The following is a 26104-nucleotide window of genomic DNA, read 5'->3' as shown; positions in this document are numbered from 1 at the left end:
GACGAACGACCTTGTCACCCTGGCCCTGGCCCGCTCCACGGTGCGTGGGTCGGCGGCAGACGGGATGGCAGCGGGGGTTGTCGCTCCGCAGCGTCCGCTGGTCCTACTGGATGAAGTCACTAATTGATGCAGGCTCTATCGCAAGCGGAATCTCAAGGCTTCCTTTCTCGACGCCACGCACGCTCTTGGAAGTGGCTGTCCAGGTAGCAACGATTGACCCGTCAATCGGCACCTGGGGCAGCAGCACCACCGGAGTCAGCAATACATCACATTCCAGAGGGCGAAGGTCGACCGGCGAGAAAGTCAGTGTGACCGACCCGCCATTGTCTATCTGGACGCCCGGCGGACCCGTCACATTCACGTTCCCGAAAATCACGTTCTCGGAACTGCCCTGAAACGCAGAGTGCCTGTATATGTCAACTTGCCTGCCGAGTGGCGAATCCATGTAAGGGCCGTAGGGGCGAGGAGGCTTGGGTAGCCGTGCCTCGTTCGCCGCAAGCATTAACGGGCGCTCGGCACTCACTGTGCCAGGTAGGTATACGACCACCTGAACTGCGGAATAATTTTCTTCCGTATCGTTCGTGAGCGCTAGTTGAACTGGAGGCAATTTCGAGTACGCAGTTCGACGCAGAACATGTGGAAGCGCAACCCTACACTTCTCCAAATATTTTGTAACTTCACTCCGGTATTCTTCCGGAGTGCGGTCCTCTTCGGTTTGAGGAAAGAGGCGCGAAATTCTGACAAGCGTGCTTTGTATTTGCCGCGATATCTCAAGCCCGGGGTTGAATTCTATTCCACTCTCAGGCGGACCGGGGAGGCTCGCGAGCAGGCTACGTCTCGTGGTCGAGATCCAACGGTCCAGCATCTCGTCGGAGAAATCTACAGTAGAGACCTCGGGTGGCCCAGTCATAGTCAGGCTTATTCCACGAAGTCCAGACGTACTCCGAGCGCGCTGAAATAGCCGTTGAAGCTCCACTGATGATGCGCGAGTCGTCTTGGCTCCACGGCGGACGAAGATGTCCCCGTCCCGGACACCCGGCCCCTCTTTCCGAATGTGGTGCACAGGATCGCCGTCGCGAGGCGCGGCGACCTCTATGACCAGAGCGGTCCGACCCTCAACAGAAACCCAATGAGCGGCGAAGCGTGGGCCGTCATCTCCGAGATACGGTCGAAGCCGATCCTCCAATACGGCCGGATCGATTTCATCGATTCCTGGCACCGCTCCCGGATGGATGCCCACCACAAAGAAGGACCTGCCCTCGCAGTGGCTTGAGGCCACCGAAGGGGATCGGTTGGCCATGCCTATGATGCCCCGAGCGACCGCTACCTTGCCATCAACTGATGCTAGATCGAGGGTGGATTTCCATTCGATCCAATCCGATTCATCGCTATCTCGCGCATCCTTTACGGCCATGGCGAGGGAGAGGTAATCTCTGGAAGTCATGGGGGCGCGAGATGAATCGAAATCGAGTGGCACGCTCTCCTCCTGACCTGAGGATCTTTCGACGGCCTCGTCAATTAGGTGCGGCGGCCTAGTCGATCCGACCATAGTAGCTCTGCCCTAGGCAGTCACGCGCCCTGCATATGCATCGTCTCAATACGTCAGGCGCGGGCGATTGCTCCGGATCGTGCCCACTGGACGATTGTCACAGCTAGGTGCAACACTGCCTGCGCCTCGGCCATTGACGGTGTACGGGGATTGCCGGCCGCGTGACGGTCGGGGTTCGGCCAGATGGTCTGCAGCATCGTGATCAACGGGCCAACGGAGTGATCTTCGCCCGGACCGGGGACTACGAGTCGCCACCGCTCACCCTGGCTGCGGAGTTGGCCTAGCACGTGCCCTACTTGAGGTTTGTCCTGCGCTGGCACGATGAGCGGCGCGAGGATGGCCTCTACCGCCTTGATCGCATGGTCCCAAGCGTCAGACGCGTCCGAGTCCCGTCCGAAGGCACGGGACCAGGCTTGGCGAAGCTCTGCACTCGCGAGGTCCTCCACTGCCGTCGCCTGCCCGAACGCGTCAGTCGACACTGGGTCCACGCGCCGTTCGAGGGCCTTGCCGTCCTCCCGCACTCTCCAGACGGAGCCGCCTTCACTCAAAATCTTGGCGAGTGCGGCGGAGTCTGCTCGTGCCAGGTGAAGGATTGCGTCCAGAACGTCCAAGTACCGGTCGCCGGCGGACCGGCAGCTCTGGAGGAAAGTGTTCCTGAGGTCCAGGGGCTGGATCTCGGTGCGGAGGGGAAGTCGCACGGCCAGAGCGACCCGCCGGATCATGTTGGTGTCGATCACCCTTCGTTGGTGTACGCCTACCCCCTGCACAGTCATCAGGGTGATCTTCACCCAATGGTCCAGGGAGGCCAAAAGGTGATCAGGTACGCCCTCGTAAGGGCCGTCATCGGCCGAAGCGCCACGTCGAACTGACAACCGTTGCCACTCGGTCACGACGTGCCTCCGATCCCCTCGACCCGCTTGGTCGTGCAGCCAACGTGCAGCGAGCAACGGCAACCGAGGGTCTACAGCGGTCCTTCTAGGTCAAACCGGCGTCTGCCGTTGCACGAGGTAATGCAGAACGCCGACCGGCGTTTCCGCTGGTCGGCGCTCCTGTAGCCCGGCGAAAGGCTATGTGGCCAGGGGCGGGGTCGAACCGCCGACCTTCCGATTTTCAGTCTGCCACGGCTAGTGATCATGACCTGTCGGTGTCCGATTCTGTCCCGATTCCCCATGTGCGATCCGTACGGTAGGTGACGGGGATTTACCGTCTCGGACCTTGCCGCTGTCCCCATGGGGACATAGGTTCGCCGCGTGGCGTCGATCGAGAAGCACGGCCCGTCGTACCGCGTGATCTGGCGCTACCAAGGCAAGAAGCAGCGTACGACCTGGCCCACCGAAGAAGTCGCCCTGGAGGCCAAGGCCATCGTCGAGGGCTACCGCGGCAACCGCACCGAGGACCAGGTCTACGTCGACATGGGCGTCATCGACCCTGACGCCGGCCCCATCGTGCCGACCTTCGAGGAGTACGCCCCGGAGTGGCTCGCGGCCAAGACCGGTATCACCCCCGGCACGCGAGCGGGCTACAAGAGCCAGCTGGAGAACCGCATCTTCCCCGCGTTCGGCAAGAAGCCGATGGACAAGGTCACCGCCACCAACATCGGCACGCTGCTCAACCAGCTGCACGACCCCGACGAGGACGACGAGCCCGGCCTGAAGAACACAACGGTCACCCGCTACTTCACGCTGATCAACCAGATCTTCGAAGCGGCCGTCCGCGACAAGGTCATCACCGACAACCCGGCCGAGGGCGTCAAGTACAAGCGCGACCAGATCGAACACGACGACACCGGCGAACCCACCCAGGTCCGGCTCACCCCGGTCGAGTACAAGATCCTGCTGCACGCCTTCAACCCCGAGGACCGGCCGCTCGTCGAGGTGCTCGCGGCGACCGGCGCCCGATGGTCCGAGGCGACCGCGCTGAGCGTCGGGCACATCCGCCCAGCCACGACGCCGGGCGAGAAAGACCGCGTCCGCATCTGGCGTGCCTGGAAGCGCGACGGACGAGGTGGCTGGTACTTGGGCACGACCAAGGGTCGCCGCCGGCGCCATCCACCCGTGCGCTCCAGCCTGATGACCACCCTCAAGCCCTGCATAGCCGACCGGCCCGACGACGCCTTCCTCCTCACGGCACCTGGCGGCGGGCCGATCCACTACTCCAACTTCTTGCAGCGTCGCTGGAACCCGGCACTCGACGCTGCCGGCCGCTGCGCCGAGCACCCGCCGCCCAACCGCGGTGAGCCTCGCCCCGACGGTGGGCCGGTCCGGGCCCGCTGCCGGGACTTCGGCGGCACCAACGATCGTGGCAAGCCGTGCGGTGCCCTCGCGGCCGCCGGCTGGACGCGCTGCCGTGACCATCTCGGCCCTGAGCCCGGCGTGGCATCCACGTGCGACTGCCCCGGGGTGCTGCGGCGCCGGCCGACCCCTCACGACCTACGCCACACGCACGCGGCCTGGCTGTTCTCGGATCGGCGGATGACGCCGCTGGCGATCAGTCGGCGGCTCGGACACGCCCAGCTGTCGACGACGTCGGAGATCTACGGCGACCTGATGCCCGAGGCCGAGGAGGCTGCGGTCGACGCGCTCGACGACCTCCTCAACGACGACCAGGGCGAGCCGCAGCCGGAGGGTTAGGCGTCGGGCGCCCATTCGCGGCGGTAGCCGGGCCGGCCGGCGTACGGCAAGGCGAGCAGGGCGAGGACCTCCTCGGCGAGCGGGCCGCCGTAGTCCTCGTAGCGGAGGTAGTGCACGCAGCGGTCGAGGGTGCGCCGCTTGGCGTCCACCTCGGCCAGCGCCCGGGCCGGATCGTGGTTGGTGATGTGCTCGCCGTCGACGTCGTTGATCGGTGAGCCGTCATCCTTGCGGGCTGCGATGGACCACCCGCCGTCGCTGGAGACGGTGAACGTCTCACGGTCGTAGGCCCACGACGGGTGATGCACGCCCGCGCGCTTGGCCACCCGCTCGTCCTTGTCGAGCTGGGCGCGGAGCCAGGTCACCAGTTCGTCATTCACGGTCGCGACCCTAGTCGGGGCGGTTGGCGCGGGCGAACAGGTCGTGTAGCTGCAACATCGCGGCGCGCTGCTCGTCGTTGTAGATCGGGTCGCGCAGGATCGCCTCTCGGGCGTTGGCTGCTTCCCCGTCGGGCTCGTCGTCCGCCGGTACGAGGCCGGCCAGCTTGTGCGCCTCGTCGCGGGGGATCTCCAGGGCATCGGCCAAGTCGTTCACGGTCGAGGCCGTGACCCGCTCACGCGTCTTGAGCCCGTTGATCGTGTTACGGGTGACGCCTGATCGGCGGAAGAGTTCGGAGTCCGTCCATCCCCTGGTCGCCTGTTCGGCTTTCACACGCGCCCAGAAGGCGTACGCCGGTCCCCGCTCAGCCATGTAGCAGGTTGTAGCACGACGTGCCGTATCGGACATAGCAAGGCGACGCAACTTAAGCCATCGCACAACTTCTCGCGCTTTCGCTGCTTCATGTTGCTTCGTGATGCGTCGTAAGTTAACGTAGGCATCGCACATCACGAAGCAACATGAAGCAGCTTGGAGGCGTCGCGTGGAAGAGGAATTCCTGACCGTCGATGAGGTCGCCGCGCGGCTGCGGGTCTCCCGCTGGAGCGTCGGCCGCTACATCACGTCGGGCGCCCTCCACGCGATCAAGGGCGACGGCCGCAACGGCCCCGTCCGGATCCCCATCAGCAGCTACCGGGCGTACATCGACGCCCACACCGTCACCGCGGAAGAGAGGACGCGATGACCACCCCCCTCAGCGCCCTGCCCAACCTCACCCCCCTCGGCGAGATCGCCGCCAAGCTCGGGATCCCGCCGCGCCGACTGGCCGACCGGGCCCGCAACCGCAAGTTCACGCACGTGCGGATCGGCAAGGAGCGGTACCTCACCGACGAGCAGCTGGCCGCGTTCCTCGCCAGCCACACCGTCAGCACTGAGGCTGCCCCGCCGAGCGATCGGGAGCAGGCCATCCAGCAGACCCGTGAGCGGGTCACCCGCCAGCGCGCACGCCGTCAGCCCGCCAGGGCCTGAACGAACGAAGCCCCCCGCCGCGGACACGACGAAGGGCTTCCCACCCGGACACCCACCTACCAGCAAGGAGTCCAGATGCAACCGCAGACCCTACCCGACCAGCAGACGGCCACCGTGCGCGTCGCGTTCGACGTGAATGCCGGCATCGAGCCGCTGACGTTCCCGTCCAGCGCCACCACCGCCGAGATCACCGACCGGCTCCGCGCCGCGTTCCTCGCCGCCGACGTCATCCGCGACGGCCACCGGTTCGCCGTGACGATCGAGAACACCGAAATGGGCATCGGCACGGTCAACGTGCTGGTCGACGGCCGGGTGATCGAACACGGCTCCATCACCCGGATCGAGCCGGAGCCGCCCCGGTTCGTCGTCACTCGGGTTGAGCCGGACCCGCGCCAGCGGTTCATCGCTGGCCTGCGCGCAGCGGCCGACTTCTACGAGGCCAACACGACCATGCCGATCCCGCTCTACCCGAACCTCGTCGTGCACGCCGAGGGCGACGACGAGACCCAGGCCGAGCAGGTTCGTGTGGCTGCCGAGCTGCTCGGCGTGGAGCCGGAGAGGACCGGCCGCCGTGGGCACTTCCGGGCGCAGCGGTACTTCGGCCCGATCGAGGTCGGTGTCCTCCATATCCCGGCCGCCACCATGGCGGACCACGCCTTGCGTCAGTCGTACTCCGCCAACATCCACACGGGACAGGTGGCGACCCGATGACGTCACCCTGGCCGAACCCGCCGCAGATCCCGCCCCTGCCCCGCACCACCGTGTTCCCCGCCGCAGCCCCGATCCGTCCAATGCCCGATGTGCAGCCCTTCGCCCTCGCCGACGACCCGTGCTTCCCGGTCGCTACTGATCCGGCGCTGCTCGGCCCCGGCGAGCACATCGAGGTCACCCCCGCCAACTGCGGCCTCGGCGAGGACCCCATCGCCCGCGTCCTGTGGCTGTCCGGACTCCTCGGCCAGGCCCTGGCCGCGCTGACCGACGACGAGCGCGCCGAGCTGGACCGCGAATACATGTGGACGGACCGCGCGGGCCGCGCCACCGGGCAGGTCAGCGGGTGGGCCGCGTGAGCACCGCGCTGATCATCTGGGCCATCGCCTCCCTCGGCTGCTGTGCCCTCCTGGCCCTGCTGCTCCTTATCGACGCGCTCCTTGAGGTCCGGATGCAGGGCCGCCGACTCACCGACACCTGCCAGGAACTGACCGCGCAGGCCGCCCTCAACCCCGACGCCGAGGTGTTCCTCACCGTCGAGCAGCAGGCGATGGTCAGCGACTTCCGCACCTGGCTCGACTACGCCAGCGCCGCCGACTTCGACCGGGAGGACCTGAGGTGAGCATCGACGTTGAGACCGCCGCTGCGCTCGGCCTGCCCTGGTCCGGCACCGACACCGTCGAGCAGCCCCGCCCGGGTGGCCGGCACCGCTGGGACAAGGGCGGCCCCGTCGACGACAACGGCCGCAAGCAGATCCCCAACCCGGTCGGACCCGGCCATCGGATCAGCCCCGCCGCCCAGCAGCTCGCCACCCGCACCGAGCAGTTCCTGCCCGTCGGCTCCGACGAGGCCACCGGGCTGCTCAACCCGGCCGAGGTGCGGCTCACCAACCAGTGGACGCAACCCGTCGACCGCGGCCAGGTGCTGGCCGAGATGCGCGGCGCCCTCGCCGACCCGGCCGCCGCCGTCGCGGACATCTTCGCCACCCACGCCCGCCCGGCCGACACCACTGGGGAGGGGCAGTGAGCAGCCCACACCTTCGGGTCATCCGCAACGACGAAGCCCTCCAGGTCGCCCCAGTCGACACCGGCGGCCGGTGGGAGGACCGCGGTCTCTGCCGCCAGGTCGACCCGGAGATCTTCTTCCCCGACAAGGGCGAGTCGACCCGCCCGGCGAAGAGCATCTGCGCCCGCTGCGAGGTCCAGACCGAGTGCAGAGAGGCCGCCATGCAGCGCATGGAGCCGTTCGGCGTGTGGGGCGGACTGTCCGAGCGTGAGCGCCGGGCCATCAAGCGACGTGCCGCGTGACCGCCATCGAGGTGCTACCCGCAGCGGTCGCCACCCCCGACAACCCGGAGTGGCACAAGCTGCGCCGCGAGGGCGTGTCCGCGTCGGAGATCGCCGCCGTGCTCGGCCTGTCCCCGTGGGAGTCGCCGTTCTCCCTGTTCTGGCAGAAGCGCAACGGGTGGGAGACCCCCGACAACGAGGAGATGGCCACCGGCCGCCGCGTCGAGCCCGTCGTAGCCGACTGGTGGCTCGACACCCACGACCCGAACGAGAACCTGACCGGTGCCCGCGCCGGCCTGTACGCCCACCCGAGCCGGCCGTGGCAGCTCGCCACCCCCGACCGGCTCGTCTACCGGGTGTGCCCGGGATGCGACGGGACCGGCCTGGATGGTGACCTCGAGACCGGGATCGGTTCGTGCCCCGACTGCCTCGGCCGGCCCTCCGGCACCACCGGGCAGGTGCTGGCACCGCTGGAGTGCAAGTGGACCGCGTCCTGGGACGGCTGGGGCGACCCGGGCACCGACGACGTCCCGGTCTACTACCGCTGCCAGGTGCTCTGGCAGATGGACGTCCTCGGCACCGACGAGGGACACCTCTCGATGCTCGGCCCCGGCGGGTTCCGGGCGTACCGGATCCGCCGTGACGAGCGGGACCTGACCGTGATGCGGGACGCCGCCCGCCGGTTCCTCGACCGTCTTGCGGCTGACGACCCGCCGGACGTCGACGGCCACCGGGCGACCCTCGCCGCAGTGAAGCGCCTCCACCCGGACCTCGTCGACGCCGAGGCGGAGATCAGCCACACGACCGCCGCCGGGTACCGCCGGGCCCGCGCCCTCAAGAAGGCCGCCGAGAAGCTATGCGACCGCTTCGAGGCCCGCCTCCGGGCCGAGATGGGCGCCAACCGGGTGGCCGTGCACGACGGCGTCAAGGTCGCCACCCGCTCGATCTACGACACGACGCGGCTCGACTCGACCCGCCTGAAGGCGGAACAGCCGGAGGTGGCCGCCGCGTACCTCGCCACCTCCACCACCGACCGACTCACACCCGCCAGGAGCAAGAAGTGACGCAGACCGTCAGCCAGGCCGTGGCCACCCGGGACAACAGCCCCGCCGGCCTCATCAAGCAGTACTCCGACAGCTTCGCCCAGGTGTTGCCGTCCCACGTCAAGCCGGCCACCTGGGTTCGCCTCGCCCAGGGCGCCCTCAAGAAGGGCAAGCGGGGCGACGACGGCCGCTTCGAGCTGGAGATCGCCGCCGCCAACAACCCCGGCGTGTTCCTCGCCGCCCTCCTCGACGCCGCCCGGCAGGGCCTCGAGCCCGGCACCGAGCAGTACTACCTCACCCCCCGTGCGGTCGGTGAGCGGCTGGAGATCCTGGGCATCACCGGCTACCAGGGCCACATCGAGCTGATGTACCGGGCCGGCGCGGTGTCCAGCGTGGTCGCCGAGGTGGTCCGGGAGAACGACGAGTACGAGTACGCGCCCGGCCAGCTCGACCACCGGCACCCGGCCCGGTGGGTCGGGCCGCAGGAGATCCCCTGGCACAAGAAGGCCGGCGGGAACTTCGGCAGCGAGAAGCAGCGGGGCAAGCTCATCGGCGTCTACGCCTACGCCCGGATGCTCAACGGTGCGGTGTCCCGGGTCGTCGAGCTGGGCCAGGACGACATCGACCGGATCAAGAAGTCGTCGCAGGGGTCGAGCAGCAAGTACAGCCCGTGGGTCAACCACGAGGCCGCAATGTGGCTCAAGTCCAGCGTCCGGCAGTTGCAGAAGTGGGTGCCCACCTCCGCCGAGTTCCGCCGCGAGCAGCTCCGCGCCGCCGCCGAGGCGCAGCGGATCGCCACCGCCCCGGACGCCCCGGCGGGCGCCGCGACCGTCCAGACGGACTACGTCGACGGTGAGGTCGTCGACGACGCGTCGGCCGAGCCGGCCGGCCCGGACACCGCCGCCGGCTTCGCCGAGGACGACTGGCCCGAGGCGGCGCAGCCCGGCGGCGCCCGGTGACCCGCCGCGACCCGGGCGCCGCGAACGGTGGCGCGGTCCGGCCGATGCGCCGCTGCCGGTGCGGGCGGATGGAAACCCTCCACCCCGTCGTCGGGCCCGGCCGTCGCGGCGGCATTCCCGCCGCCGGGTGCAAGAAGTACGAGCCCGACACCGTGATCGAGCTGTTCCCCGGGGCCGGCCTCGCGCCGGCCCCGGCCGGGCCGCCCGCCCAGGCCCTCGACCTGGACGCGGTCGCCGACCGGTGGACCGACCTGCTCGACGCCCGCGAGCGCGGCGACGAGGCGACCGTCCGGTTCCTCACCGCGGCGCTCGTCGAGGACGTGCCAGCCCTGCGTGAGGAGATCCACCGCCTCACCGTCGCCCTCCGGACGGTGGACCGTGGCTGAACCCGGATACGTCGGCTACTGCGACACCCACCAGAAGCGCCTCTTCTCCACCCGCAAGCTCGCCAAGCGGCACCTGCGTACCCACCGCAACAACAAGGGCATGCGGGAGTACCGCTGCGACCTGGTCGACGGGTTTTGGCACATCGGTCACCTGCCGCTGGCGACGGTCGCCGGTCGGAAGACCGCCCGCCAGGTGTACCGGAAGTGGGCGTCATGAAGAAGACGACCGCCGCGCACCTGTACGAGGCCGACCGGGACATCCCGCCGGACCACAAGGGCCAGCGCCCGTGCCGGCCGCCGTGCGGCCTGCCCCGGGCGAACCGGGTGCACGAGCTGCCCGACACCACCGAAGCCCAAGCCGCACACCTCCGGCGGATCGGAGACGACCAGTGACCGGCTACACGTACCGCGCGATCTGGGAGATCGGCGTCGCCGAACGGCCCCTGTCCGCGCTGAAGGCCGAGGCGTGCGCTGCCCTCGACCTGATGGCCGCCAACGACGGCGCCCGCATCACCGGCGACCCGGTGTGGACCGTCGCCGACCGGCGGCTCGTCTGCGACGCCCCGGCCGTCCCGCTGGCGCACATGGAGGAGACCGCCGGTGCCCGCCGGGCGCGGCTGGAGGGCGACGTGCTGCGTCTGGCCGGGCTGCGCTGGTCCGTCCGGCAGATCGCCTCCACCACCGGCACGCCCGCCTCAACCGTCCAGAGCATCCTCGCCCGCTACGCCGCACCCAAGGAGACCCGAGTCGCATGAAGTTCCACCGCACCGACCTCATCAAGCGCGTCCAGGCCGAGATCGGCCGCCGCATCCTCGCCGCCACCGAGGCCAACACCAAGGCACAGGAGAAGGCCACACGCCGCCGACAGGAGTACATCGACGGCACGGCCGAAGCGTGGCAGGAGTTCGCCGACAACATCAACGCCGCGCTCGCCGCCGGCCGCCCCGTGGCCTCCGACGACGCCCCTCGCGTCCTGAAGGCCGGCTGGATCGACAAGGTCCACCTCCACCCGGCCAGCCAGTGGGAGCCGCCCGCCGACCGCGTCCCGGACACCGACGCCCTGAACACCCTCCTGGACCTCCTGGAGGCCGCCACCGACGAGGTGGTCAGCACGTCGGCCCTGGAGTCGATGGGCTTCCGCACTGCCAACCTGTTCCGCCGCTGAGAGGGAGGCCAGTCGCATGAGCACCGAGACCACCCCCCGCGAGGTCGCCTACAGCCACTCGCCCGAGGCGAACATCGTCCTGGAGGCCGCCGGCCGCCTCGACGGCCGCCTGCCCTTCGCTACCGGCCTGCCCGAGCAGCTCGCCAAGCCGCTGGCCGTGCTGCTCCAGAACATCGGCGACGAGATGCACGACGAGCACGCCGAGGAAGTCGAGCATCCGGACCACATCCCGTCGAAGCGCTGGCTGGTCCACCCGCTCAACGAGCCGGACCCGCTGGACGCCCGCGAGGACTGGACGGACGCGCTCCGCCTCGCCCGCGCCCTGCTCGGCCAACCCGACCCGAACGCAGCCTGACCGGTCCGGCCGGGCCTCACCACGGGGCCCGGCCGGCCACCACCGCCCCAACCCGCACACCAGATCAGGAGCACCGGTGACCGACCGCGAGCTACGCCCCGTAGGCCGATTCGAGTGGGAGCAGATCATCAACCGCGCCCGCCTCGCCGGCCTCATCACGGGCAACGGACGCGGCACCCGAGGCGGAGTATCCGGCGCCGCATTCAAAGCCGTCGCCCACGTGTGGGCCACCCACGCCGACCCCGACGGGGCCAGCATCTACCCCGGAGACGCCACCGTCGCCGTCGAAGCGGAGGTTGGGCTGAAGGTCGCCCAGGCCGTCAAGCGGAAGATGGTCGAGATCGGCCTCACGGAGAAGGTCCGCGCCCGCGCCCGCCGGCAGCACCGCGGCGACGAGTACCGGCTGACCCTCCCCACCGATCTCCTCGACCGGGTGGACGTGCTCACCCCGGCGCAACTGAAGGTGCTCGCGGTCGCCGAGTACGAGAAGCAGCGCGGAAGCCGTGGGGGGTCCACCGGACCCCTGATGGAACCGGTCGGGCAGAACGCCGTGGGGGGTCCACCGGTACCCCCACAAGCCGATCCGGCCGAAACCCGTGGGGGGTCCGATGGACCCACCAAACCCGCCCGTGGGGGGTCCGATGGAACCTCCGTGGGGGGTCCACCGGACCGCGATACCAACCAAGACCAACCAGGTATACGACCTACCCCCCCTGACGACGAGGTTCGTACGGCCCTGACAGGTCCGCGCGCGACCCAGCCGGAAGAGCCGATTCCCGATGTGGGGGAGAAGCCGGCACCCGCCCGCGGCTGCCCGGTCCACGGCCGAGCGTTCGCCGCCGGCAACCGCCCCGACGGCCGGCCCGCCTGCCCGCTCTGCCGCGCCGTCCCCACCGCCGACCCCGCCACCGGTGCCGTCGTCATCCACCTGCCCCGCCGAAGCGCCTGAGGAGCACGCCATGCCCACACGCATCCAACGCCGCCGCACCGCCGGCTGGCACATGCCCGCCAACACCGTCTACGTCGGCCGCCCCACCCGCTACGGCAACCCGTTCCGGGCCGGCGTCGACTTCTGCGGCCCCACCATCCGCTGCTACTACGAGCCCGCCGACCTGGTCGCCCAGTTCCGCACCTGGATCACGCTCGACACCCTCCCGCCGCTGTTCTGGGACCACGAGCTGATCGTCGCCCACGTCCACCTCAAGGCGGCGCTCGAGCGCGGCGACCTTCGCGGCAAGGACCTGGCGTGCTGGTGCCCGCCCGGCCAGCCCTGCCACGCCGACGTCCTCCTGGAGCTGGCCAACACCCTTGAGGAGAGCCGCCGTGGCTGAGATCCGCACCGTCCGCACCGCACGCAAGACCCACCGCTGCGAGAACGAGTCCCGCGCCTGCCACCGGGTCATCCGGCCCGGCGACCGCTACGTCCTCGCCTCCCTGCCGCCCAACAGCGACCTCGGCAACGACCGGTGGTGGAACCTCCGGAGCTGCGCCGGCTGCGTCCAGGCGCACCACAACAAGTCCGTCGACGAGGCCGCCACCGAGCGGAAGCGGCCCGCCCGCCGCCGGGCCCAGCCCGCGCGCCACGTCGACCCGCTCGACACCGTGCCCTGCCGCCAGCACGTCGACGAGCCCCGCCTCCACCGCCGCATCACCACCGTGCACCTCCCCGCCGCCAACATCCCCGCCTGAGGAAGGACCGCCATGACCGACCAGCCCGCCGAGCACATGGAACCCGCACCCGCGATCACCCGACTCATCAACGCCGTCGGCATCCAGGGCGAGGCGTACATCGACACGTCCGCCACACCCCGCCGGGTGCCGACCATGGCCGAGCGCGTCGGCTGCGGCCACACCCCCGAGCAGCACCGCCACGACGACGGCCAGGCCGCCGACGACGCCAGCCACGACCGGGCCATACGGGAGATCACCACCGAACGCGACGAGGCACTCACCTCCCTGCGCGACGTCCTCGACGAACTCGCCAACCGCACCACCGAAATCCGCCGCCTCCGCCACGACCTCGACTCCACGCAGCAGGTCGCCACCTTCCGACAAGGCGTCATCAACCTCCACGCCGCCGAGCTGGGTGCGGCCGGGGAAGTGCTCGCCGTTGTCCGCGACGCCCAGGAGCGCATCGAACGGGCACTCGCCCGGTACGACACCGCACCCGAAGTGACCCCCGTCGAGCCCGACGACGAAGCGGAGGCCCCCCTCGGTTCCGTGTCGCCTCGCGCGCAGGACGACGAGGCGGCCGTTCGCCGCCGTCACGCCCTGGCCTTCAACGCCCTCAGCCGCACGCTGTTGGACATCGGGCCGTTCGTGCCGCTGTCGGTTCGGGAGCAGTGCACGGAGGCTGTCCTGGGCGCCCTCGACGCGCAGGCGCACGAGTCGGAGCAGGCGTTGCGGGACCGGCTGGAACACGCCATCCGCGCCCGGCTTGAACAGTTCGCCGGCACCTCCATCGCGTTCCTCGACGGGGTGGCCGCTGTCGCTGCCGTGGCCGCCGTCGGCGAGCTGGGCAAGCCGTGAACTACCTGTCCCTGTTCAGCGGCATCGGCGGGCTCGACCTCGGCCTCGACCGCGCCGGCATGACCTGCGTCGGCCAGGTCGAGATCGACCCGTTTTGCCGACAAGTACTCACCAAGAACTGGCCGGAGGTGCCCAAGCATGACGACGTCCGCACCGCAGCTGGTTGGTGGTTGGGAGCAGCTCGGCCTCCCGTTCGCCTGGTCGCCGGCGGCTTCCCCTGCCAAGGCCACTCCATCGCCGGAAAGCAGCTCGGCACCGCCGACGAGCGGTGGGGATGGCCCTGGTTCCGCGCCGTCGTCCAGGCCGTCGCACCGGAGTGGGTCCTCATCGAGAACGTCCCCAACCTCGTCCGTACCGGTCTCCGAGACGTCCTCAGCGACCTTGCCGAAGACGGGTTCGATGCGTGGTGGGGTCGTGTCCCCGCTGCCGCCGTGGGTGCTCCGCACCTCCGCTGGCGACTGTTCGTCATTGCTGCCCACCCCGAGCGCGTCCAGCTACGGAACGAACCAGGGTGGAGCCGCGGGGCGGACCGGCAGGGTCCGACCGTCACTGGAAACGATGGCGCGGCATGGGCTCTGGCCGACACCAGCGGCGTCGATGGGCGAGCGTGGCGGCCGTGGGGATCTCCACTTCATGGCGACGCGCGGGACCCTCAGCCGCCGGCGGGACTGGACGGCGCCACCGACCGAGGCTGCCCGTGGCCTGCTGAACCCGCGGTGGGTCGAGTGGTTGATGGGGTTCCCACCGGGGTGGTGCGACCTCAGCTCCGAGCTCTCGGCAACGCCGTCGTCCCCCAGGCCGGCGAGTACATCGGCCGCATGATCACCGCCCACGCCGTCGCCTGAGGAGGCACCGAGATGACGATTCCCTACCGGCAGTACGCGGCCGAGTTGTTCGCCGACCTTGCCGGGGAGGAGGTCAACAGCGACGCCGCCCAGGAACTGCTCGAAGCCAAGGGCGTCGACTACGACCACACCGACGTCGCCGAGATCGAAGCCCTCGTCGAGCAGTTAGCCGCACAGACCCCGCCCGCCGCCGAAGCTCGCACCGCCTGAGGAGCACCGTGACGCCGCACCACCTGCACGCCACCGCCGCCGCCTGGTCCCTCCAGGCGGCGCGCGGCCACCTCACCGACCTCGCCGCCGAAGAAGCCGCCCAGATCAACGCAGAGGCCAGGGAAGTTCCATCGCTGCTGCACTCCCCGGTCTACGGCTCCCCGCACGCCAGCGGCGGACACAGCGACCCCACACCCGGCATGATCGGGATCGCCGACCGGCCCGAACGGCGCAACCGGTGGGCCGAGATGGGCGAACGGCTCGACGGCAAGCTCGACTGGATCGCCGAAACGCTCCGTCTCCCGTACGGCCTCGACGACGGCCTCACCCGCATCATCGAGGCGATCGCCGCGATGCAACCCGGGACCGCCGCCGTCGTCGTCAAGCACCTCCAGGACGAGGACCGCTGGATCCGCGAAGCCGTCGGCGTCGGCCCCGACCACGCACCCCTCGCCGGCGTGCCCTGCCCCCACTGCGGTGAGCGCCAGCTCTACGTCCAGCAAGCCGGCCCCCTCGACGCCTGGACCGTCGTCTGCGCCACCGGACGCCTCTGCGTCGGCGCTGGCTGCCCCTGCGGGATGCCCGGAGCCGTCGAAGGCGTCGCCCACATCTGGCCTCGGTCCGCCGTGCTGCAACCCGTCGAGCCCGACGCCGACACCTACCCGCCGGACTACGACCTGGACCTGTGCCAGCCCGGTGACCCCGGTGCGGTCGCGGGGGCCGCACCGACCCAACCCGCCTGACCGAAGGAGACCACCATGCCGACGTTCCGCAAGAAGCCCGTCGAGATCCAGGCCGTCGTCATCGCCGACCTGATCCGCGCCGCCCGGTCGGACTGGCCCGCCCTGCCGGACTGGGTTCGTGACGCGTACGAAGGGGGGACGATCCTCGTCCTGCGCGACAGCATCGAGATCGTCACGTTGGAAGGCCGGATGCTCGGCGGCCGGGACGACTGGCTGATCCGAGGCGTCCAGGGCGAGCTGTACCCGTGCAAGCCCGACATCTTCGAGGCAACCTACGAGCCCGTCGACCGTGGGCCGGTAGTGCCCGACGAGCTGTATCAGGACTGACTGAGCCCGGCCCGTGGCGTGAGTCCACCTCGCGTCACGGGCCGGCGCTGTCCGGTTTAGCCCTAATCCGTGAGCACCATAGTTACCGTTATGGTGTTCCACCCAGGGAATCAGCCTAGGAAGGTACGATGAGGACCGTGGACGACCTGTTGGTCTGGCTGCGTGCCCAGCTCGCCGAAGATGAGCGCGACTGGCTCCCAACAGCCACCGGCGCCCGGCAGAACGGCAAGACCACCGCCCGCCGGATGCTGGCCGAGGTGGACGCCAAGCGGCGCATCCTCGAGCTGTACGACGTCTCCACGAGCCGCGAGCTGAAGCCCGACGCATGGGAGCTGATGAAGCACGCAGTCCGCGCTCTCGCCCTGCCGTACGCCGACCGGCCCGGCTACCGCGACGAGTGGCGACCGTGATCCGCCTCAAGGGTCGGGAGTACGGCACCGCCGCCGAGATCGCCGCCCGCCTCGGCCCAGACGTCACCGTCGCCATGGTCCGCAACTGGGCACAGCGCGACGGCCTGGAACGCCACCCGATCGGCCGGACGGTCTACCACCCCCTCGACCAGGCGGCCAGCATTGAGGCGGCCAAGCGGCAGTCGCCTCGGGGCCGACACCGGCACGGACTGCACGACACGACACGGTGTGCACGGGGTGCGCTTGACACACAACGTCAGGGAGCCCGATGATTTGATCACTCACCTCTTAGGCGAGGTGTGCCCACAACCCGGTAGAGCGGTCTCGCTCCCGGGTTGTTGTGCGTCCGGGACGGGGCGCGCAGCGGCCGGCGGGGGTACAAGCCCTCGCCATTCCCCTGGACCACACCACGGGATGCGCAGGGAGTTTGTGGGCCTGCGCGGTCGACGGGCGGGGAACGCGGGCAGGCCGGTGCGGCGCTGGCCTGCCCGCAACCACCCACGGAGCCAACACCGAGGAGCAGACATGGCCGACCACGCCTCCACCGACGTCGCCAGCAGCGTGGGCGCCACCGTCACCGAACGGACCGGCGCCGCGACTGGTGACACCGTGCCCGCCGGAACCCTCGTCCTCTGGCGCAACACCGGCGTGGGTGCGCACACCGTCACCCTCACCACGAACAACACCGCAGGCGACCTCGCCGTCGCCGACCGCACCATCGCCCTGGCCGCCGGCACCAACAAAGCCGGCCGGGTGCCGATGGAGTGGGGCGACGCGAACGGGCGCGTGCAGGTGGCCATCGACGCCACCGCCACCGAGGTCAAGTACTACGTGCTCGGCGGGATCTGAGCACCCTCGCGGGAGGACGCAGCCCGTGACCCGCAGCAGGCACCGTGTCGGCCGCCCCTATCGCAGGGCCAGAGCCCAGATGTTCGCCCTCTACGGGCACACCTGCCACCTGTGCGGTCATGCTGGTGCGCACACCGCCGACCACCTCGTGCCCGTCGCAGTGGATGCACAGCAGCCCATCGACCCTCGACGGATGCGCCCAGCACACGGCAGCGGCAACCCCTGCCCCACCTGCGCACGCCACTGCAACCAAGAGCGCGGCACCAAGCCACTGACATCGATGTTCAAGCCCGCTCTTCGATGGTGAATGCCTCGCGTTTGCGCAGGTCAGGGGTAGGGGGGTCGGAATCGCTTCGACCCCTGCCAAGGCGGGAGACCCCGCCCGCTCCCTTTTTTCTCCCCCCGCACCGGATCTTGGAGGCGGCTTGTGGGCCTCTCGAACGCCGAGCGGCAGCGCCGCTACCGCGAGCGGCGGCGGGCTGAGCAGCAGCAGGGCGGCACGGCCGTTACGGCGCCCGTCACGCCGCCGGTTACGCGTAACGCCGTAACGCCTGAGCTGGACGAGCGGGGCCGGCGTCTCTGGCAGCAGTTCACCGACGACGGCGCGGCGCTCAAGCCGGCCGAGCGGGTGCTGCTGGAGGAGGCGTGCCGCACCACAGACCGGCTGGACACCCTTGATCGGATCCTGCGCGGTGACGAGGGCGCGTGGATGCGGTTTCGGGTCAACGACGGCGGCGACGAGGTGACCGTGATCGTCAACAACGTGCTGTCGGAGGTCCGGCAGCAGCAGGTCGCGCTCAAGGCGCTGCTGGCCGAGCTGCGTACGTCGCGCGCCGGGGCCACGGGCCGGCCGGGCGTCCAGCCCGCCATGCCAAGAGCGACGGGAGGCGGCGGTGGCATCACTGACCTCACCGCTCGGATTGCCCGCCGCGGCCAAGCCACGGGTTGACACGCAGCCGCCATCGGTCGACTCGTACGGCCCGGAGGCCATCGAGTTGATGTGCCGGGCGGGCCAGCCGCTCGACCCGTGGCAAGAGGACTCGATCACCGCGATGCTGGCGGTGCGCGCCGATGGCAAGTGGGCGTGCTTCGAGTTCTGCGAGTTCGTGCCTCGCCAGAACGGCAAGGGCGGCGTGCTGGAGGCGCGGGCGCTCACGGGCCTGTTGCTGCTGGGCGAGCGGCTGATCATGTGGTCGGCGCACGAGTACAAGACCGCCATGGAGGCGTTCCGCCGGGTGGTGTGGCTGCTCGGCCGGCTCGGCACGAAGCTGAACGACAACCTGTACGACGTTGATGGCATTCTCATCAAGGTCATCAACACCAACGGTGAGGAGTCGCTGGAGCGACTCGACACCGGCGCCCGGATCCGCTTCGTGGCCCGGTCGAAGGGCAGCGGTCGCGGCTTCTCCGGTGACGTCAACCTGATCGACGAGGCGTTCGCGTACACCAGCGTGCACCAGGCGGCGCTGATGCCGACCATGTCGGCACGGCCGAACCCGCAGGTCGTCTACACGTCGTCGCCACCACTAGACGGCGTCTCCGGCGAGATCATGTATTCGCTGCGGGAGCGCGGCGACCCGTCGGCGCCGCGCGCTCCGGACGCCCCGCCGTGGGAGCCTGACGAGGCGCTCGGCTACCGCGACTGGGGCCACGCCGGGGACCTGGAGGGCCTGGACGGACTGGACCTGTCCAGCCCGGAACTGGCCGCTGCGGCGAACCCGGCCATGGGCATCCGCATCAGCTTGGAGCACATCCGCCGCGAGTTCCGGGCGATGTCGCGCGAGGACTTCGCCCGGGAGCGGTTCGGCATCTGGCCGCGCCGGGTGACCGGCGGATCGGGCGTCATCGCTGACGAGGTGTGGCGCCGCCAGCTCGACCCGTCGGTGGCCGACCCGGACACGGCCGACCCGGCGCGGGCGGTACGCCCGACCGATGTGGTGTTCGTGGTGCAGGTCAACGCGACCCGCACGCACACCACCATTGCCGCCGTCGGCGCCCGCCCGGACGGCACGCTGCTCGCGTCGATCGTCGACCACCGCCCGGGCACGCACTGGGCGCCGCGGCGGCTGGCCGAGTTGAAGCGCCGGCACAACCCGCTGTTCGTCGTCGCCCAGGACAAGGGCCCGACGGGACCGCTGTTCACCGACCTCGCCGAGTTGGGCATCGTCCCGGCCGAGGACCGGGACCGGCCCAAGCGGGGTGACCTGGTCGTGCCGTGGGCCGCTGACGTGGCCATCGCGTACGGGCTGTTCATCGACGCCGTGGTCGATCAGGGCCGGCTGTTCCATCTCGATGAGGCGCCGCTGAACGTGGCCCTGGCTGCTGCTGGCACTCGGGCGCTGTCCGGGGCCACGGCGTGGGACTACGCGAACCCGTCGGTGGCGCCGCTGCTGGCGGTGACGTTCGGGACGTGGGCGGTGCTGACGGTGAAGGTGCCACCACCACGCCGGTCGGCGTACGAGGACGACAACGAGCTGATGGTCGTGTGACCAGGGAGGGGGCGGGGCTGTGCTGACTGTTCGTCGCAAGTCCGTCGTCGTGAACCTGGTCGACGGCCGCACCACCATCACCGGCACCCGCCGGCTGTCGTGGCCGTGGCAGGTAAAGCTCACCGACGCCGAGCTGCACCAGGGCCCAGGCGAGCCGAGCCGGATCGACGGCGCCGTGCTCATCCCGCGCCACCGGATCGACTTCATGCAGGTGGTGGGCTGATGGCGTTCGTCGTCTCGTCTGGCCGGCTGCGCGCCCTGGACCCTGCCGACCGGGCCATCTCGTCGTGGCCGGGCTACACGGCGCAGGTGACCGCCAACTACAACGTGACCTACGCGGCGATCTACCGCACCCAGCCGGCGGTTCGTACGGTGGTGTCGTTCCTGGCCCGCAACCTGGCGCAACTCGGCCTGCACGCCTACCGACGGATCTCCGACAACGACCGGCGCCGGCTGACCGATCACCCGATCGCGGCGCTGCTGGCCCAGCCGAACCCGCACACCACGACCTACCGGCTCATCAACGCCCTCGTGTCCGACAAGGCGATCTACGACGACGCGTACTGGGTGAAGCTGCGCGGCGAGTCCGGCGGCCCGGTGGGGCTGCGCCGGGTGCCGCCGTGGCGGATGGAGGTGCTCGGCCCGGACTGGACCGACGCGACTGGCTACCGGCTGCACGGCACGACTGGGCACGTCGACCTGACGCCGGAGCAGGTGGTGCACTTCCGCGGCTACAACCCGGACGACGGGCGGCGGGGCTGCTCGCCGATCGAGGCGCTGCGGCAGGTGCTCGCTGAGGAGTTCGCGGCGGCCCGTTGGCGGGAGCAGATGTGGTCCAACGGGGCCCGCGTGTCGGGCTACCTGAAGCGTCCGCTGGAGGCCCCGGAGTGGTCGGGCCCGGCGCGGGACCGGTTCCGGGCGGGTTGGCAGGCGCAGTACGCAGGCGATGGGCCGCAGGCGGGCGGCACGCCGATCCTTGAGGACGGCATGGAGTTCGTCCGGGCCGGCATCAACCCGCAGGAAGCCCAGTACGTGGAGTCGCGCAAGCTGACCCGCGAGGAGGTCGCGGCCGAGTACCACATCGCGCCGCCACTGGTCGGGATCCTCGACCACGCCACCTTCAGCAACATCCGCGAGCAGCACAAGCAGCTCTACCAGGACACCCTCGGCCCGCTGTGCGCGGAGATCGAGCAGGACATCGGGTTGCAGCTGATCCCGGACCTGCCGAACAGCCGCCGCGTGTATGTCGAGTTCAACATCGCCGAGAAGTTGCAGGGCTCGTTCGACGAGCAGGCCCAGCAGTTGCAGATGGCCGTGGGCGGCCCGTACATGACCCGCAACGAGGCGCGCGGCCTGTCGAACCTGCCTCGCGTTGACGGCGGCGACGAACTGATCGTGCCCCTGAACGTGTCCATCGGCGAGCCCGAACCCGAGCCGCAGCCCGCACTACCCGCCGGCCCGCCCGGCGCCGACACCTCCGGGGAGGAACCCGATGCTGACTAAGGCGTTCCCCGCCCACGTCAAGGCGGCCGGCGAGCAGGACGGCCTGGCCGCCGGCCAGTTCGAGGCGATCGTGTCCGTGTTCGGCAACGTCGACCACGGCGGCGACGTCGTCCTGCCCGGCGCGTTCTCCCGCTCCCTCGCCGAGTGGAAGGCCGCCGGCGACCCCATCCCGGTGATCTGGTCGCACCAGATCGGCGACCCGGACTCGCACATCGGCGTCGTCCTCGACGCCGAGGAACTGCTGGCCGGCGACGACCGGCTGCCGGAGAAGCTGCGCGGCAACGGCGGCCTGTGGGTGCGCGGTCAGCTCGACCTCGACGAGCCCCGGGCAGCGAAGGTTCACCGGCTGCTCAAGGGCCGCCGGGTGAAGCAGTTCAGCTTCAGCTACGACATCCGCGACGGCGCGCTCGGTGAGCGTGACGGCGAGAAGGTGTACGAGCTGCGTGACCTCGACGTGTTCGAGGTCGGCCCCACCCTGCTCGGCATGAACGCTGCCACCGACCTGGTGGCGGCGAAGGCCGGCACCTGCCCGACGTGCGGGCAGCCCGACAGCACGAAGGCCACGCCAGTCCCGGCCGTCGTCGACGCAACGCCCACGCCAGCCCCGCTGGCCCCGGCGGCGCCGACAGAGCCCGTCCTGCGCTCCGCCGATGTCCTGCTGTCACTCCAGGTCGACGCGCTCGCGTACGACCTCGACATCTGACACCGGAGGAACACCGAAGATGGCCACCGCAACGATGGAGCGGCTCCGCAAGGAGCTGACCGACACCCTGACCCCGGCCCGGGAGATCGCCGAGAAGGCGGAGTCCGAGGGCCGCGACCTGACCGGCGAGGAGCGCGAGCGCATCCAGGCGGCCGTCAAGGACGCTGCCGGCATCAAGGCCCGCATCGACCAGTCGAAGGCCGACGCGGACCTCACCGCGCAGATCGGCGACCTGGGCGATGGCCTCGCCCTGCTGCCCGACGGCGGCAAGGACCGCGGCGACACCGGCGGCGACGGCTCCGCCCTGTGGACGCCCCGCAAGGGCGAGACGCTCGGGCAGGCGTTCGCCAAGAGCCACCAGCTCGGCGCGCTGCTCAAGCAGTACCCGAACGGTCGCATCCCGGAGCGGGCGGTGGTCAACTCGGCGCCGTTCGGCGCGAAGACCCTCGTCACCGGCACCAGTGACACCTCTGGTGGCGCGCTGGTGCAGAACGACTACCGGGGCCTCCAGGTGGGCCTGGACCTGTTCCAGCGCCCCCTGACCATCCGCAACCTGGTCACCAACGGCACCACCACCTCCGACACCGTCGAGTACGTGCGGGTCACCTCGACCACCAACAACGCCTCGCCGGTCGCCGAGTCCACCGCCACGGCGGACCCGGGGACGATGAACGCGGCCAACGGTGTCAAGCCGGAGTCGGCGATGGCGCTGGCGAAGGTCACGGAGACGGTGAAGACGATCGCGCACTGGCTGCCCGCGACCACGCGGGCGTTGTCCGACGCCGGGCAGATGCGCACCCTCATCGACACGTTCCTGCGCTACGGCCTGGAGGAGGAGCTGGAGGACCAGATGGTCAACGGCTCCGGGTCGGGCGAGAACTTCATGGGCATCGGCAACGTGTCCGGCACGCAGTCGCAGGCGTTCGTCACCGACAAGCTGACCACCACCCGCAAGGCGCGGACCCTGGTGCGCACGGTGGGCCGGTCGACGCCGACGGCGTACGTGATGAACCCGGCCGACTGGGAGTCCATCGACCTGCTCACCGACAACGAGAACCGGTACTACTTCGGCGGCCCGATGCGCCTCGGCCAGCCGACCCTGTGGGGTCTGCCGGTGGTCGAGTCGGAGGCCGTGCCGGCGGGTACCGCGTACGTGGGTGACTGGCGTAAGGCGGTCCTGTGGGACCGGGAGCAGGCCAGCATCACGGTGTCGAACTCGCACGCCAACTTCTTCATCCGCAACATGGTCGCGATCCTGGCCGAGATGCGGGCGGCCTTCGGTGTGATCCAGCCGTCGGCGTTCGTCGAGATCGCGCTGGTCTGAGGCGGCTGACGTGGCATACCTCGACCCAACGAAGGGCAACGCGCGGGCGGCCAAGCAGGCTGCCGCGGTCACGAACGCTGCCGCGCTGACCAGCGTGGTGGCGGCCGGGGCGAACCCGACGAAGGCGGAGTACGACGCGCTACGCGCGGACGTGTCGGCGCTTCAGACGAAGCTCAACGCCGCACTGACGGCGCTGCGCACCGCCGGCGTCATCGCTCCCTGATGCTGCCGACCACGGCGGTGACCTGCCCGATCTGCGGCGCCGCGCACGCGGCCTGCGGGCCGGTCACCGCCGTCACCCCTGTGGACATCCCGATCAGGAAGGAGCCCGGCGTGAGCCAGGTTCGGAAGTACAAGGTCACCCAGAACGGTTTCGAGACCGTGATGAAACTCAACGACGAGGACGCGAAGGCGTACCCCGACGCGCAGCTGCTCGACGAGCCGGCCGAGCAGCCCGAGCCCGCCGACGCCGACGAGAAGCCCGCGGCGAAGACCCGCACCCCGGCGGACAAGTCCCGCCGCTCGACCAGCGACAAGTAACCCGAGGGAGCGACCGTGGCCGACATCGTCTCCGTCGCCGAGGTGAAACAGCAGCTCAACATCCCCGACGACGACACGTCCCAGGATGCGGAGCTGGCGGTGTACGTCGCCGCGGTCACCGAGGTGGTGGAAGGCATCGTCGGCCCGGTCGACCCGCGGGCGGTGACCGAAACCCACGACGGCGGCACCGAGGTGCTGATCCTGCGCCAGCCGCCGGTCCTGAGTGTCACGTCCGTGACCGAGGGCGGCACGGCCGTCACCGGCTACACGGCGGCGCTGGACTCCGGGGTGCTGTACCGCACGGGCGGCTGGTGGGCGTCAGGTCGGGCCTCGGTCACGGTCGTCTACCAGGCGGGCCGCACGTCGATCCCGGCGGCGGTGAAGCTGGCCGCCAAGGAGCTGGTGATGGTGAACTTCCGCCCGCAGCTCGGTGGGGACTACGCCCCGTTCGACACCGACGCACCCGGCGAGGGCGTGCCCGGTGAGGTGCGGCTGGGGTTCTTCGTGCCCAACCGGGTGCGGGAACTGCTCAAGCCGTACGAGCAGGGCGGATGGCTGCCCTGACCGTCGACCACCACGCCCGCACGATTACCGGCCTGGTGGTGCCGTACGGGCGAATCGCGGTGAACCGGGGTCGCCGGTGGCGGTACGCGCCGCGCTGTTTGCGCTGGCAGGGTCGGGTGCCGCTACTGGTCGACCATGACCAGTCGCAGCGGGTCGGCTGGGCGGTGGACCTGCGGGAAACCCGGGCTGGCCTGCGCGGCCTGTTCGCCGTGGATCGCGGCCCGGCGGGTGATCGGGCTCTCGCGCTCGCCGCTGTCGCCGGCCTGTCGGCTGGCGTGGACCTGACGCACACCGTGCCCGACGCGACGCAGCACCGGGTGGTGCTGGTCGTCACCGCCGAGCTTGACGAGGTGTCGCTGACGCGCACCCCCGCCTTCGAGTAGGAGCTGCTCGTGAGCCTCACCGGTGACCGGCAGGCCATCGCCGCCGCCCTGTCCACTGCCCCCGATGTGACCGGGCACGAGTTCCGGCCGGTGCGGTTGCGTCACGGTGACGCGTGGCCGCTGCTCGGGGCGATGGAACGCGGCCCGGGCCGGGCGTTCGAGGTGTCGTGGCGGGTGCTGGTGTTCCTGCCGCAGGACGGCCCGGCGTCGGCCCAGTGGGTTGACGACCATCACGAGGCGCTGGTCGACGCTTTGGAAGACGTGGGCTTCGTGGACCGCATCGAGCCGACCACCATTCCCGACGGCGACGCGAACCCGTACGTCCTTCAGATCACGATGAGGAGTGAGTAGTCATGACGGCAGTTGTCGGGGCCCGCGTCTACAAGAACGCCAAGGTCACCATCGACGAGGTGGAGTACGCCAACCAGCTCAACAAGGCGCGTCTGGTGCCGGACCAGCCGGTGCAGACGATGCGGACCCTCGTGCCGGACGGCGCGGTCAGCGACGTCGACTCGGCCACCTGGACGTTCGAGATCTCCGGGTTGCAGATCAACGCTGCGAACGGCCTCGCCGACGCGCTGCGCGCCGCGAACGGTGGTGAGCTGGAGGTCATCCTTCAGCCGCAGGTGGGCACCGGGCAGGCGACGGCGACGTTCACGTGCATCGCGCTGATGCCGGAGTTCGGCGGCGAGCAGGGCGCCTGGCTGACGCAGGAGTTGGAGCTGCCGGTCGTCGGGCAGCCGGTGTTCGGCGTGAGCGCCTGATGGCCCGTCTTCTGGTCGAGCTGCACGTCGAGATGGAGGACGGCACCATGTACGGCGTGGTCGCCGACCAGCGGGACATCGCGAAGTGGGAGGTCCAGGACTTCGGCTGCCCGTTCACGGAGGTCGAGGACCGGACGCCGATGTTGGCGATGCGCTGGCTGGCCTGGTCGGCGCTGTCCCGCCGCGGTGAGGTGACGCTGGCGTGGCCGGAGTTCGACGCGGCGTGCCTGGAGGCCGACAGCACCCAGGGCGACGACGAAGACGAGGGGGCCGACGGGCCGGCGGTCGCCGCTGACGGCCTGGACCCTGGCCTGACGGATCCGCCCGCCTCGACCTCGTCGTCCTCGCCTGGCGGACCGGACAGCCTCTGACCGGCCCGGGCGGGCTGGAGTCCTGGCATCCCCGGGACCTGGCGACCCTGGTCGACCTGCTGGAAGAG

Annotated in this window: 44 protein-coding genes and 1 tRNA gene; 40 read left to right on the top strand and 5 right to left on the bottom strand. The window is 70.1% G+C overall.

Annotated elements, in window-relative coordinates; all coding sequences use genetic code 11:
• Positions 1-103 precede the first annotated feature (103 nt).
• The 3 genes from ACLQ25_RS09720 to ACLQ25_RS09710 form a co-directional block, all read right to left on the bottom strand.
• Positions 104-1477 (bottom strand): hypothetical protein, encoded by a 1374-nt coding sequence (locus ACLQ25_RS09720; RefSeq protein WP_425730571.1) that lies wholly within the window; start codon positions 1475-1477, stop codon positions 104-106.
• A gap of 125 nt (positions 1478-1602) precedes the next feature.
• Positions 1603-2337 carry a hypothetical protein gene (locus tag ACLQ25_RS09715; RefSeq protein WP_425730570.1) on the bottom strand — a complete coding sequence of 245 codons (735 nt, stop codon included), beginning with the start codon at positions 2335-2337 and terminating at the stop codon, positions 1603-1605.
• Positions 2338-2621: 284 nt separating this feature from the next.
• Positions 2622-2692 (bottom strand) — tRNA-Phe (locus ACLQ25_RS09710).
• A gap of 107 nt (positions 2693-2799) precedes the next feature.
• On the opposite strand from ACLQ25_RS09710, the gene ACLQ25_RS09705 reads away from it, so the two are divergent.
• A complete protein-coding gene (locus ACLQ25_RS09705; protein ID WP_425730569.1) occupies positions 2800-4179 on the top strand; it encodes a tyrosine-type recombinase/integrase in 1380 nt (459 codons plus the stop codon).
• Here ACLQ25_RS09705 and ACLQ25_RS09700 read toward each other — a convergent pair.
• Both ACLQ25_RS09700 and ACLQ25_RS09695 read right to left on the bottom strand, forming a co-directional pair.
• Positions 4176-4556 (bottom strand): DUF6221 family protein, encoded by a 381-nt coding sequence (locus tag ACLQ25_RS09700; protein WP_425730568.1) that lies wholly within the window; start codon positions 4554-4556, stop codon positions 4176-4178. The two genes, ACLQ25_RS09705 and ACLQ25_RS09700, sit on opposite strands and share 4 nt — an antisense overlap.
• Before the next feature lie 10 nt (positions 4557-4566).
• Complete coding sequence (locus tag ACLQ25_RS09695; RefSeq protein ID WP_425730567.1) at positions 4567-4926, bottom strand: helix-turn-helix domain-containing protein; 360 nt, start codon at positions 4924-4926, stop codon at positions 4567-4569.
• 169 nt (positions 4927-5095) lie between these two features.
• Between ACLQ25_RS09695 and ACLQ25_RS09690 the strand changes: the two genes are divergently transcribed.
• From ACLQ25_RS09690 to ACLQ25_RS09500, 39 genes are all read left to right on the top strand, one after another.
• Positions 5096-5296: a helix-turn-helix domain-containing protein gene (locus ACLQ25_RS09690; RefSeq protein WP_425730566.1), complete on the top strand. Its 201-nt coding sequence runs from the start codon at positions 5096-5098 to the stop codon at positions 5294-5296.
• Positions 5293-5580, top strand: a complete 288-nt coding sequence (locus ACLQ25_RS09685; RefSeq protein WP_425730565.1) for a hypothetical protein — start codon at positions 5293-5295, stop codon at positions 5578-5580. Before ACLQ25_RS09690 ends, ACLQ25_RS09685 begins: the two co-directional genes overlap by 4 nt.
• A 75-nt stretch (positions 5581-5655) precedes the next feature.
• Positions 5656-6291 (top strand): hypothetical protein, encoded by a 636-nt coding sequence (locus ACLQ25_RS09680; protein ID WP_425730564.1) that lies wholly within the window; start codon positions 5656-5658, stop codon positions 6289-6291.
• A complete protein-coding gene (locus tag ACLQ25_RS09675) occupies positions 6288-6647 on the top strand; it encodes a hypothetical protein (RefSeq protein WP_425730563.1) in 360 nt (119 codons plus the stop codon). Before ACLQ25_RS09680 ends, ACLQ25_RS09675 begins: the two co-directional genes overlap by 4 nt.
• Positions 6644-6910 (top strand): hypothetical protein, encoded by a 267-nt coding sequence (locus ACLQ25_RS09670; RefSeq protein ID WP_425730562.1) that lies wholly within the window; start codon positions 6644-6646, stop codon positions 6908-6910. Before ACLQ25_RS09675 ends, ACLQ25_RS09670 begins: the two co-directional genes overlap by 4 nt.
• Positions 6907-7314 carry a hypothetical protein gene (locus ACLQ25_RS09665; RefSeq protein ID WP_425730561.1) on the top strand — a complete coding sequence of 136 codons (408 nt, stop codon included), beginning with the start codon at positions 6907-6909 and terminating at the stop codon, positions 7312-7314. The genes ACLQ25_RS09670 and ACLQ25_RS09665 overlap by 4 nt, the downstream gene beginning before the upstream one ends.
• Positions 7315-7334: 20 nt before the next feature.
• Positions 7335-7595 carry a WhiB family transcriptional regulator gene (locus ACLQ25_RS09660; RefSeq protein ID WP_425730598.1) on the top strand — a complete coding sequence of 87 codons (261 nt, stop codon included), beginning with the start codon at positions 7335-7337 and terminating at the stop codon, positions 7593-7595.
• The gene (locus tag ACLQ25_RS09655; RefSeq protein WP_425730560.1) at positions 7592-8638 is read left to right on the top strand and encodes a YqaJ viral recombinase family protein; all 1047 of its coding nucleotides are present in this window, start codon (positions 7592-7594) and stop codon (positions 8636-8638) included. The genes ACLQ25_RS09660 and ACLQ25_RS09655 overlap by 4 nt, the downstream gene beginning before the upstream one ends.
• The gene (locus tag ACLQ25_RS09650) at positions 8635-9576 is read left to right on the top strand and encodes a recombinase RecT (protein WP_425730559.1); all 942 of its coding nucleotides are present in this window, start codon (positions 8635-8637) and stop codon (positions 9574-9576) included. The genes ACLQ25_RS09655 and ACLQ25_RS09650 overlap by 4 nt, the downstream gene beginning before the upstream one ends.
• A gap of 68 nt (positions 9577-9644) precedes the next feature.
• Complete coding sequence (locus ACLQ25_RS09645; RefSeq protein WP_425730558.1) at positions 9645-9962, top strand: hypothetical protein; 318 nt, start codon at positions 9645-9647, stop codon at positions 9960-9962.
• Positions 9955-10179 (top strand): hypothetical protein, encoded by a 225-nt coding sequence (locus tag ACLQ25_RS09640; protein WP_425730557.1) that lies wholly within the window; start codon positions 9955-9957, stop codon positions 10177-10179. The genes ACLQ25_RS09645 and ACLQ25_RS09640 overlap by 8 nt, the downstream gene beginning before the upstream one ends.
• Positions 10176-10355 (top strand): hypothetical protein, encoded by a 180-nt coding sequence (locus ACLQ25_RS09635; protein ID WP_425730556.1) that lies wholly within the window; start codon positions 10176-10178, stop codon positions 10353-10355. Before ACLQ25_RS09640 ends, ACLQ25_RS09635 begins: the two co-directional genes overlap by 4 nt.
• Positions 10352-10717 carry a hypothetical protein gene (locus tag ACLQ25_RS09630; protein ID WP_425730555.1) on the top strand — a complete coding sequence of 122 codons (366 nt, stop codon included), beginning with the start codon at positions 10352-10354 and terminating at the stop codon, positions 10715-10717. The genes ACLQ25_RS09635 and ACLQ25_RS09630 overlap by 4 nt, the downstream gene beginning before the upstream one ends.
• On the top strand, positions 10714-11127 hold the full coding sequence (locus tag ACLQ25_RS09625) for a hypothetical protein (protein WP_425730554.1): 414 nt from the start codon (positions 10714-10716) through the stop codon (positions 11125-11127). The genes ACLQ25_RS09630 and ACLQ25_RS09625 overlap by 4 nt, the downstream gene beginning before the upstream one ends.
• A 16-nt stretch (positions 11128-11143) precedes the next feature.
• A complete protein-coding gene (locus tag ACLQ25_RS09620) occupies positions 11144-11482 on the top strand; it encodes a hypothetical protein (protein ID WP_425730553.1) in 339 nt (112 codons plus the stop codon).
• Between the two features lie 76 nt (positions 11483-11558).
• On the top strand, positions 11559-12431 hold the full coding sequence (locus tag ACLQ25_RS09615) for a hypothetical protein (protein WP_425730552.1): 873 nt from the start codon (positions 11559-11561) through the stop codon (positions 12429-12431).
• A gap of 10 nt (positions 12432-12441) precedes the next feature.
• The gene (locus tag ACLQ25_RS09610; protein WP_425730551.1) at positions 12442-12813 is read left to right on the top strand and encodes a DUF4326 domain-containing protein; all 372 of its coding nucleotides are present in this window, start codon (positions 12442-12444) and stop codon (positions 12811-12813) included.
• Positions 12806-13171, top strand: a complete 366-nt coding sequence (locus ACLQ25_RS09605; protein WP_425730550.1) for a hypothetical protein — start codon at positions 12806-12808, stop codon at positions 13169-13171. The genes ACLQ25_RS09610 and ACLQ25_RS09605 overlap by 8 nt, the downstream gene beginning before the upstream one ends.
• Before the next feature lie 12 nt (positions 13172-13183).
• On the top strand, positions 13184-14011 hold the full coding sequence (locus ACLQ25_RS09600; RefSeq protein ID WP_425730549.1) for a hypothetical protein: 828 nt from the start codon (positions 13184-13186) through the stop codon (positions 14009-14011).
• Positions 14008-14856 carry a DNA cytosine methyltransferase gene (locus tag ACLQ25_RS09595; RefSeq protein ID WP_425730548.1) on the top strand — a complete coding sequence of 283 codons (849 nt, stop codon included), beginning with the start codon at positions 14008-14010 and terminating at the stop codon, positions 14854-14856. Before ACLQ25_RS09600 ends, ACLQ25_RS09595 begins: the two co-directional genes overlap by 4 nt.
• A gap of 12 nt (positions 14857-14868) precedes the next feature.
• Positions 14869-15066 carry a hypothetical protein gene (locus ACLQ25_RS09590; RefSeq protein ID WP_425730547.1) on the top strand — a complete coding sequence of 66 codons (198 nt, stop codon included), beginning with the start codon at positions 14869-14871 and terminating at the stop codon, positions 15064-15066.
• 8 nt (positions 15067-15074) lie between these two features.
• The gene (locus ACLQ25_RS09585) at positions 15075-15809 is read left to right on the top strand and encodes a hypothetical protein (protein WP_425730546.1); all 735 of its coding nucleotides are present in this window, start codon (positions 15075-15077) and stop codon (positions 15807-15809) included.
• Between the two features lie 15 nt (positions 15810-15824).
• Entirely contained in the window at positions 15825-16136 is a 312-nt protein-coding gene (locus ACLQ25_RS09580; protein ID WP_425730545.1) for a hypothetical protein, read from the top strand.
• A 137-nt stretch (positions 16137-16273) separates the two neighbouring features.
• Positions 16274-16546 carry a DUF6221 family protein gene (locus tag ACLQ25_RS09575; protein ID WP_425730544.1) on the top strand — a complete coding sequence of 91 codons (273 nt, stop codon included), beginning with the start codon at positions 16274-16276 and terminating at the stop codon, positions 16544-16546.
• Positions 16543-16818 (top strand): hypothetical protein, encoded by a 276-nt coding sequence (locus ACLQ25_RS09570; RefSeq protein ID WP_425730543.1) that lies wholly within the window; start codon positions 16543-16545, stop codon positions 16816-16818. The genes ACLQ25_RS09575 and ACLQ25_RS09570 overlap by 4 nt, the downstream gene beginning before the upstream one ends.
• Positions 16819-17071: 253 nt before the next feature.
• Positions 17072-17395 (top strand): hypothetical protein, encoded by a 324-nt coding sequence (locus ACLQ25_RS09565; RefSeq protein ID WP_425730542.1) that lies wholly within the window; start codon positions 17072-17074, stop codon positions 17393-17395.
• Positions 17396-17822: 427 nt separating this feature from the next.
• Positions 17823-18344 carry a hypothetical protein gene (locus ACLQ25_RS09560; protein ID WP_425730541.1) on the top strand — a complete coding sequence of 174 codons (522 nt, stop codon included), beginning with the start codon at positions 17823-17825 and terminating at the stop codon, positions 18342-18344.
• Entirely contained in the window at positions 18289-19884 is a 1596-nt protein-coding gene (locus tag ACLQ25_RS09555; RefSeq protein WP_425730540.1) for a hypothetical protein, read from the top strand. Before ACLQ25_RS09560 ends, ACLQ25_RS09555 begins: the two co-directional genes overlap by 56 nt.
• 19 nt (positions 19885-19903) lie before the next feature.
• Positions 19904-20107 carry a hypothetical protein gene (locus tag ACLQ25_RS09550; protein WP_425730539.1) on the top strand — a complete coding sequence of 68 codons (204 nt, stop codon included), beginning with the start codon at positions 19904-19906 and terminating at the stop codon, positions 20105-20107.
• The gene (locus tag ACLQ25_RS09545) at positions 20107-21387 is read left to right on the top strand and encodes a phage portal protein (RefSeq protein ID WP_425730538.1); all 1281 of its coding nucleotides are present in this window, start codon (positions 20107-20109) and stop codon (positions 21385-21387) included. Before ACLQ25_RS09550 ends, ACLQ25_RS09545 begins: the two co-directional genes overlap by 1 nt.
• Positions 21377-22090, top strand: a complete 714-nt coding sequence (locus ACLQ25_RS09540; protein WP_425730537.1) for an HK97 family phage prohead protease — start codon at positions 21377-21379, stop codon at positions 22088-22090. Before ACLQ25_RS09545 ends, ACLQ25_RS09540 begins: the two co-directional genes overlap by 11 nt.
• A gap of 19 nt (positions 22091-22109) precedes the next feature.
• On the top strand, positions 22110-23414 hold the full coding sequence (locus tag ACLQ25_RS09535; protein ID WP_425730536.1) for a phage major capsid protein: 1305 nt from the start codon (positions 22110-22112) through the stop codon (positions 23412-23414).
• Between the two features lie 10 nt (positions 23415-23424).
• Positions 23425-23637, top strand: a complete 213-nt coding sequence (locus ACLQ25_RS09530) for a hypothetical protein (RefSeq protein ID WP_425730535.1) — start codon at positions 23425-23427, stop codon at positions 23635-23637.
• A gap of 110 nt (positions 23638-23747) precedes the next feature.
• Positions 23748-23954, top strand: coding sequence for a hypothetical protein (locus ACLQ25_RS09525; protein WP_425730534.1), 207 nt, complete (start codon positions 23748-23750; stop codon positions 23952-23954).
• A gap of 15 nt (positions 23955-23969) precedes the next feature.
• On the top strand, positions 23970-24518 hold the full coding sequence (locus ACLQ25_RS09520; RefSeq protein ID WP_425730533.1) for a hypothetical protein: 549 nt from the start codon (positions 23970-23972) through the stop codon (positions 24516-24518).
• Positions 24506-24901 (top strand): hypothetical protein, encoded by a 396-nt coding sequence (locus tag ACLQ25_RS09515; protein WP_425730532.1) that lies wholly within the window; start codon positions 24506-24508, stop codon positions 24899-24901. The genes ACLQ25_RS09520 and ACLQ25_RS09515 overlap by 13 nt, the downstream gene beginning before the upstream one ends.
• A gap of 9 nt (positions 24902-24910) precedes the next feature.
• Complete coding sequence (locus ACLQ25_RS09510; protein ID WP_425730531.1) at positions 24911-25252, top strand: hypothetical protein; 342 nt, start codon at positions 24911-24913, stop codon at positions 25250-25252.
• 2 nt (positions 25253-25254) lie between these two features.
• A complete protein-coding gene (locus ACLQ25_RS09505; RefSeq protein ID WP_425730530.1) occupies positions 25255-25665 on the top strand; it encodes a hypothetical protein in 411 nt (136 codons plus the stop codon).
• On the top strand, positions 25665-26036 hold the full coding sequence (locus tag ACLQ25_RS09500) for a hypothetical protein (RefSeq protein ID WP_425730529.1): 372 nt from the start codon (positions 25665-25667) through the stop codon (positions 26034-26036). Before ACLQ25_RS09505 ends, ACLQ25_RS09500 begins: the two co-directional genes overlap by 1 nt.
• Positions 26037-26104: the final 68 nt, after the last annotated feature.

It is taken from the genome of Micromonospora sp. DT44, from assembly GCF_049841635.1.
GTDB lineage: Bacteria > Actinomycetota > Actinomycetes > Mycobacteriales > Micromonosporaceae > Micromonospora.
The sequence above is the reverse complement of the archived record's forward strand: the minus strand, read 5'-3'. Positions and strand labels throughout refer to the sequence as shown.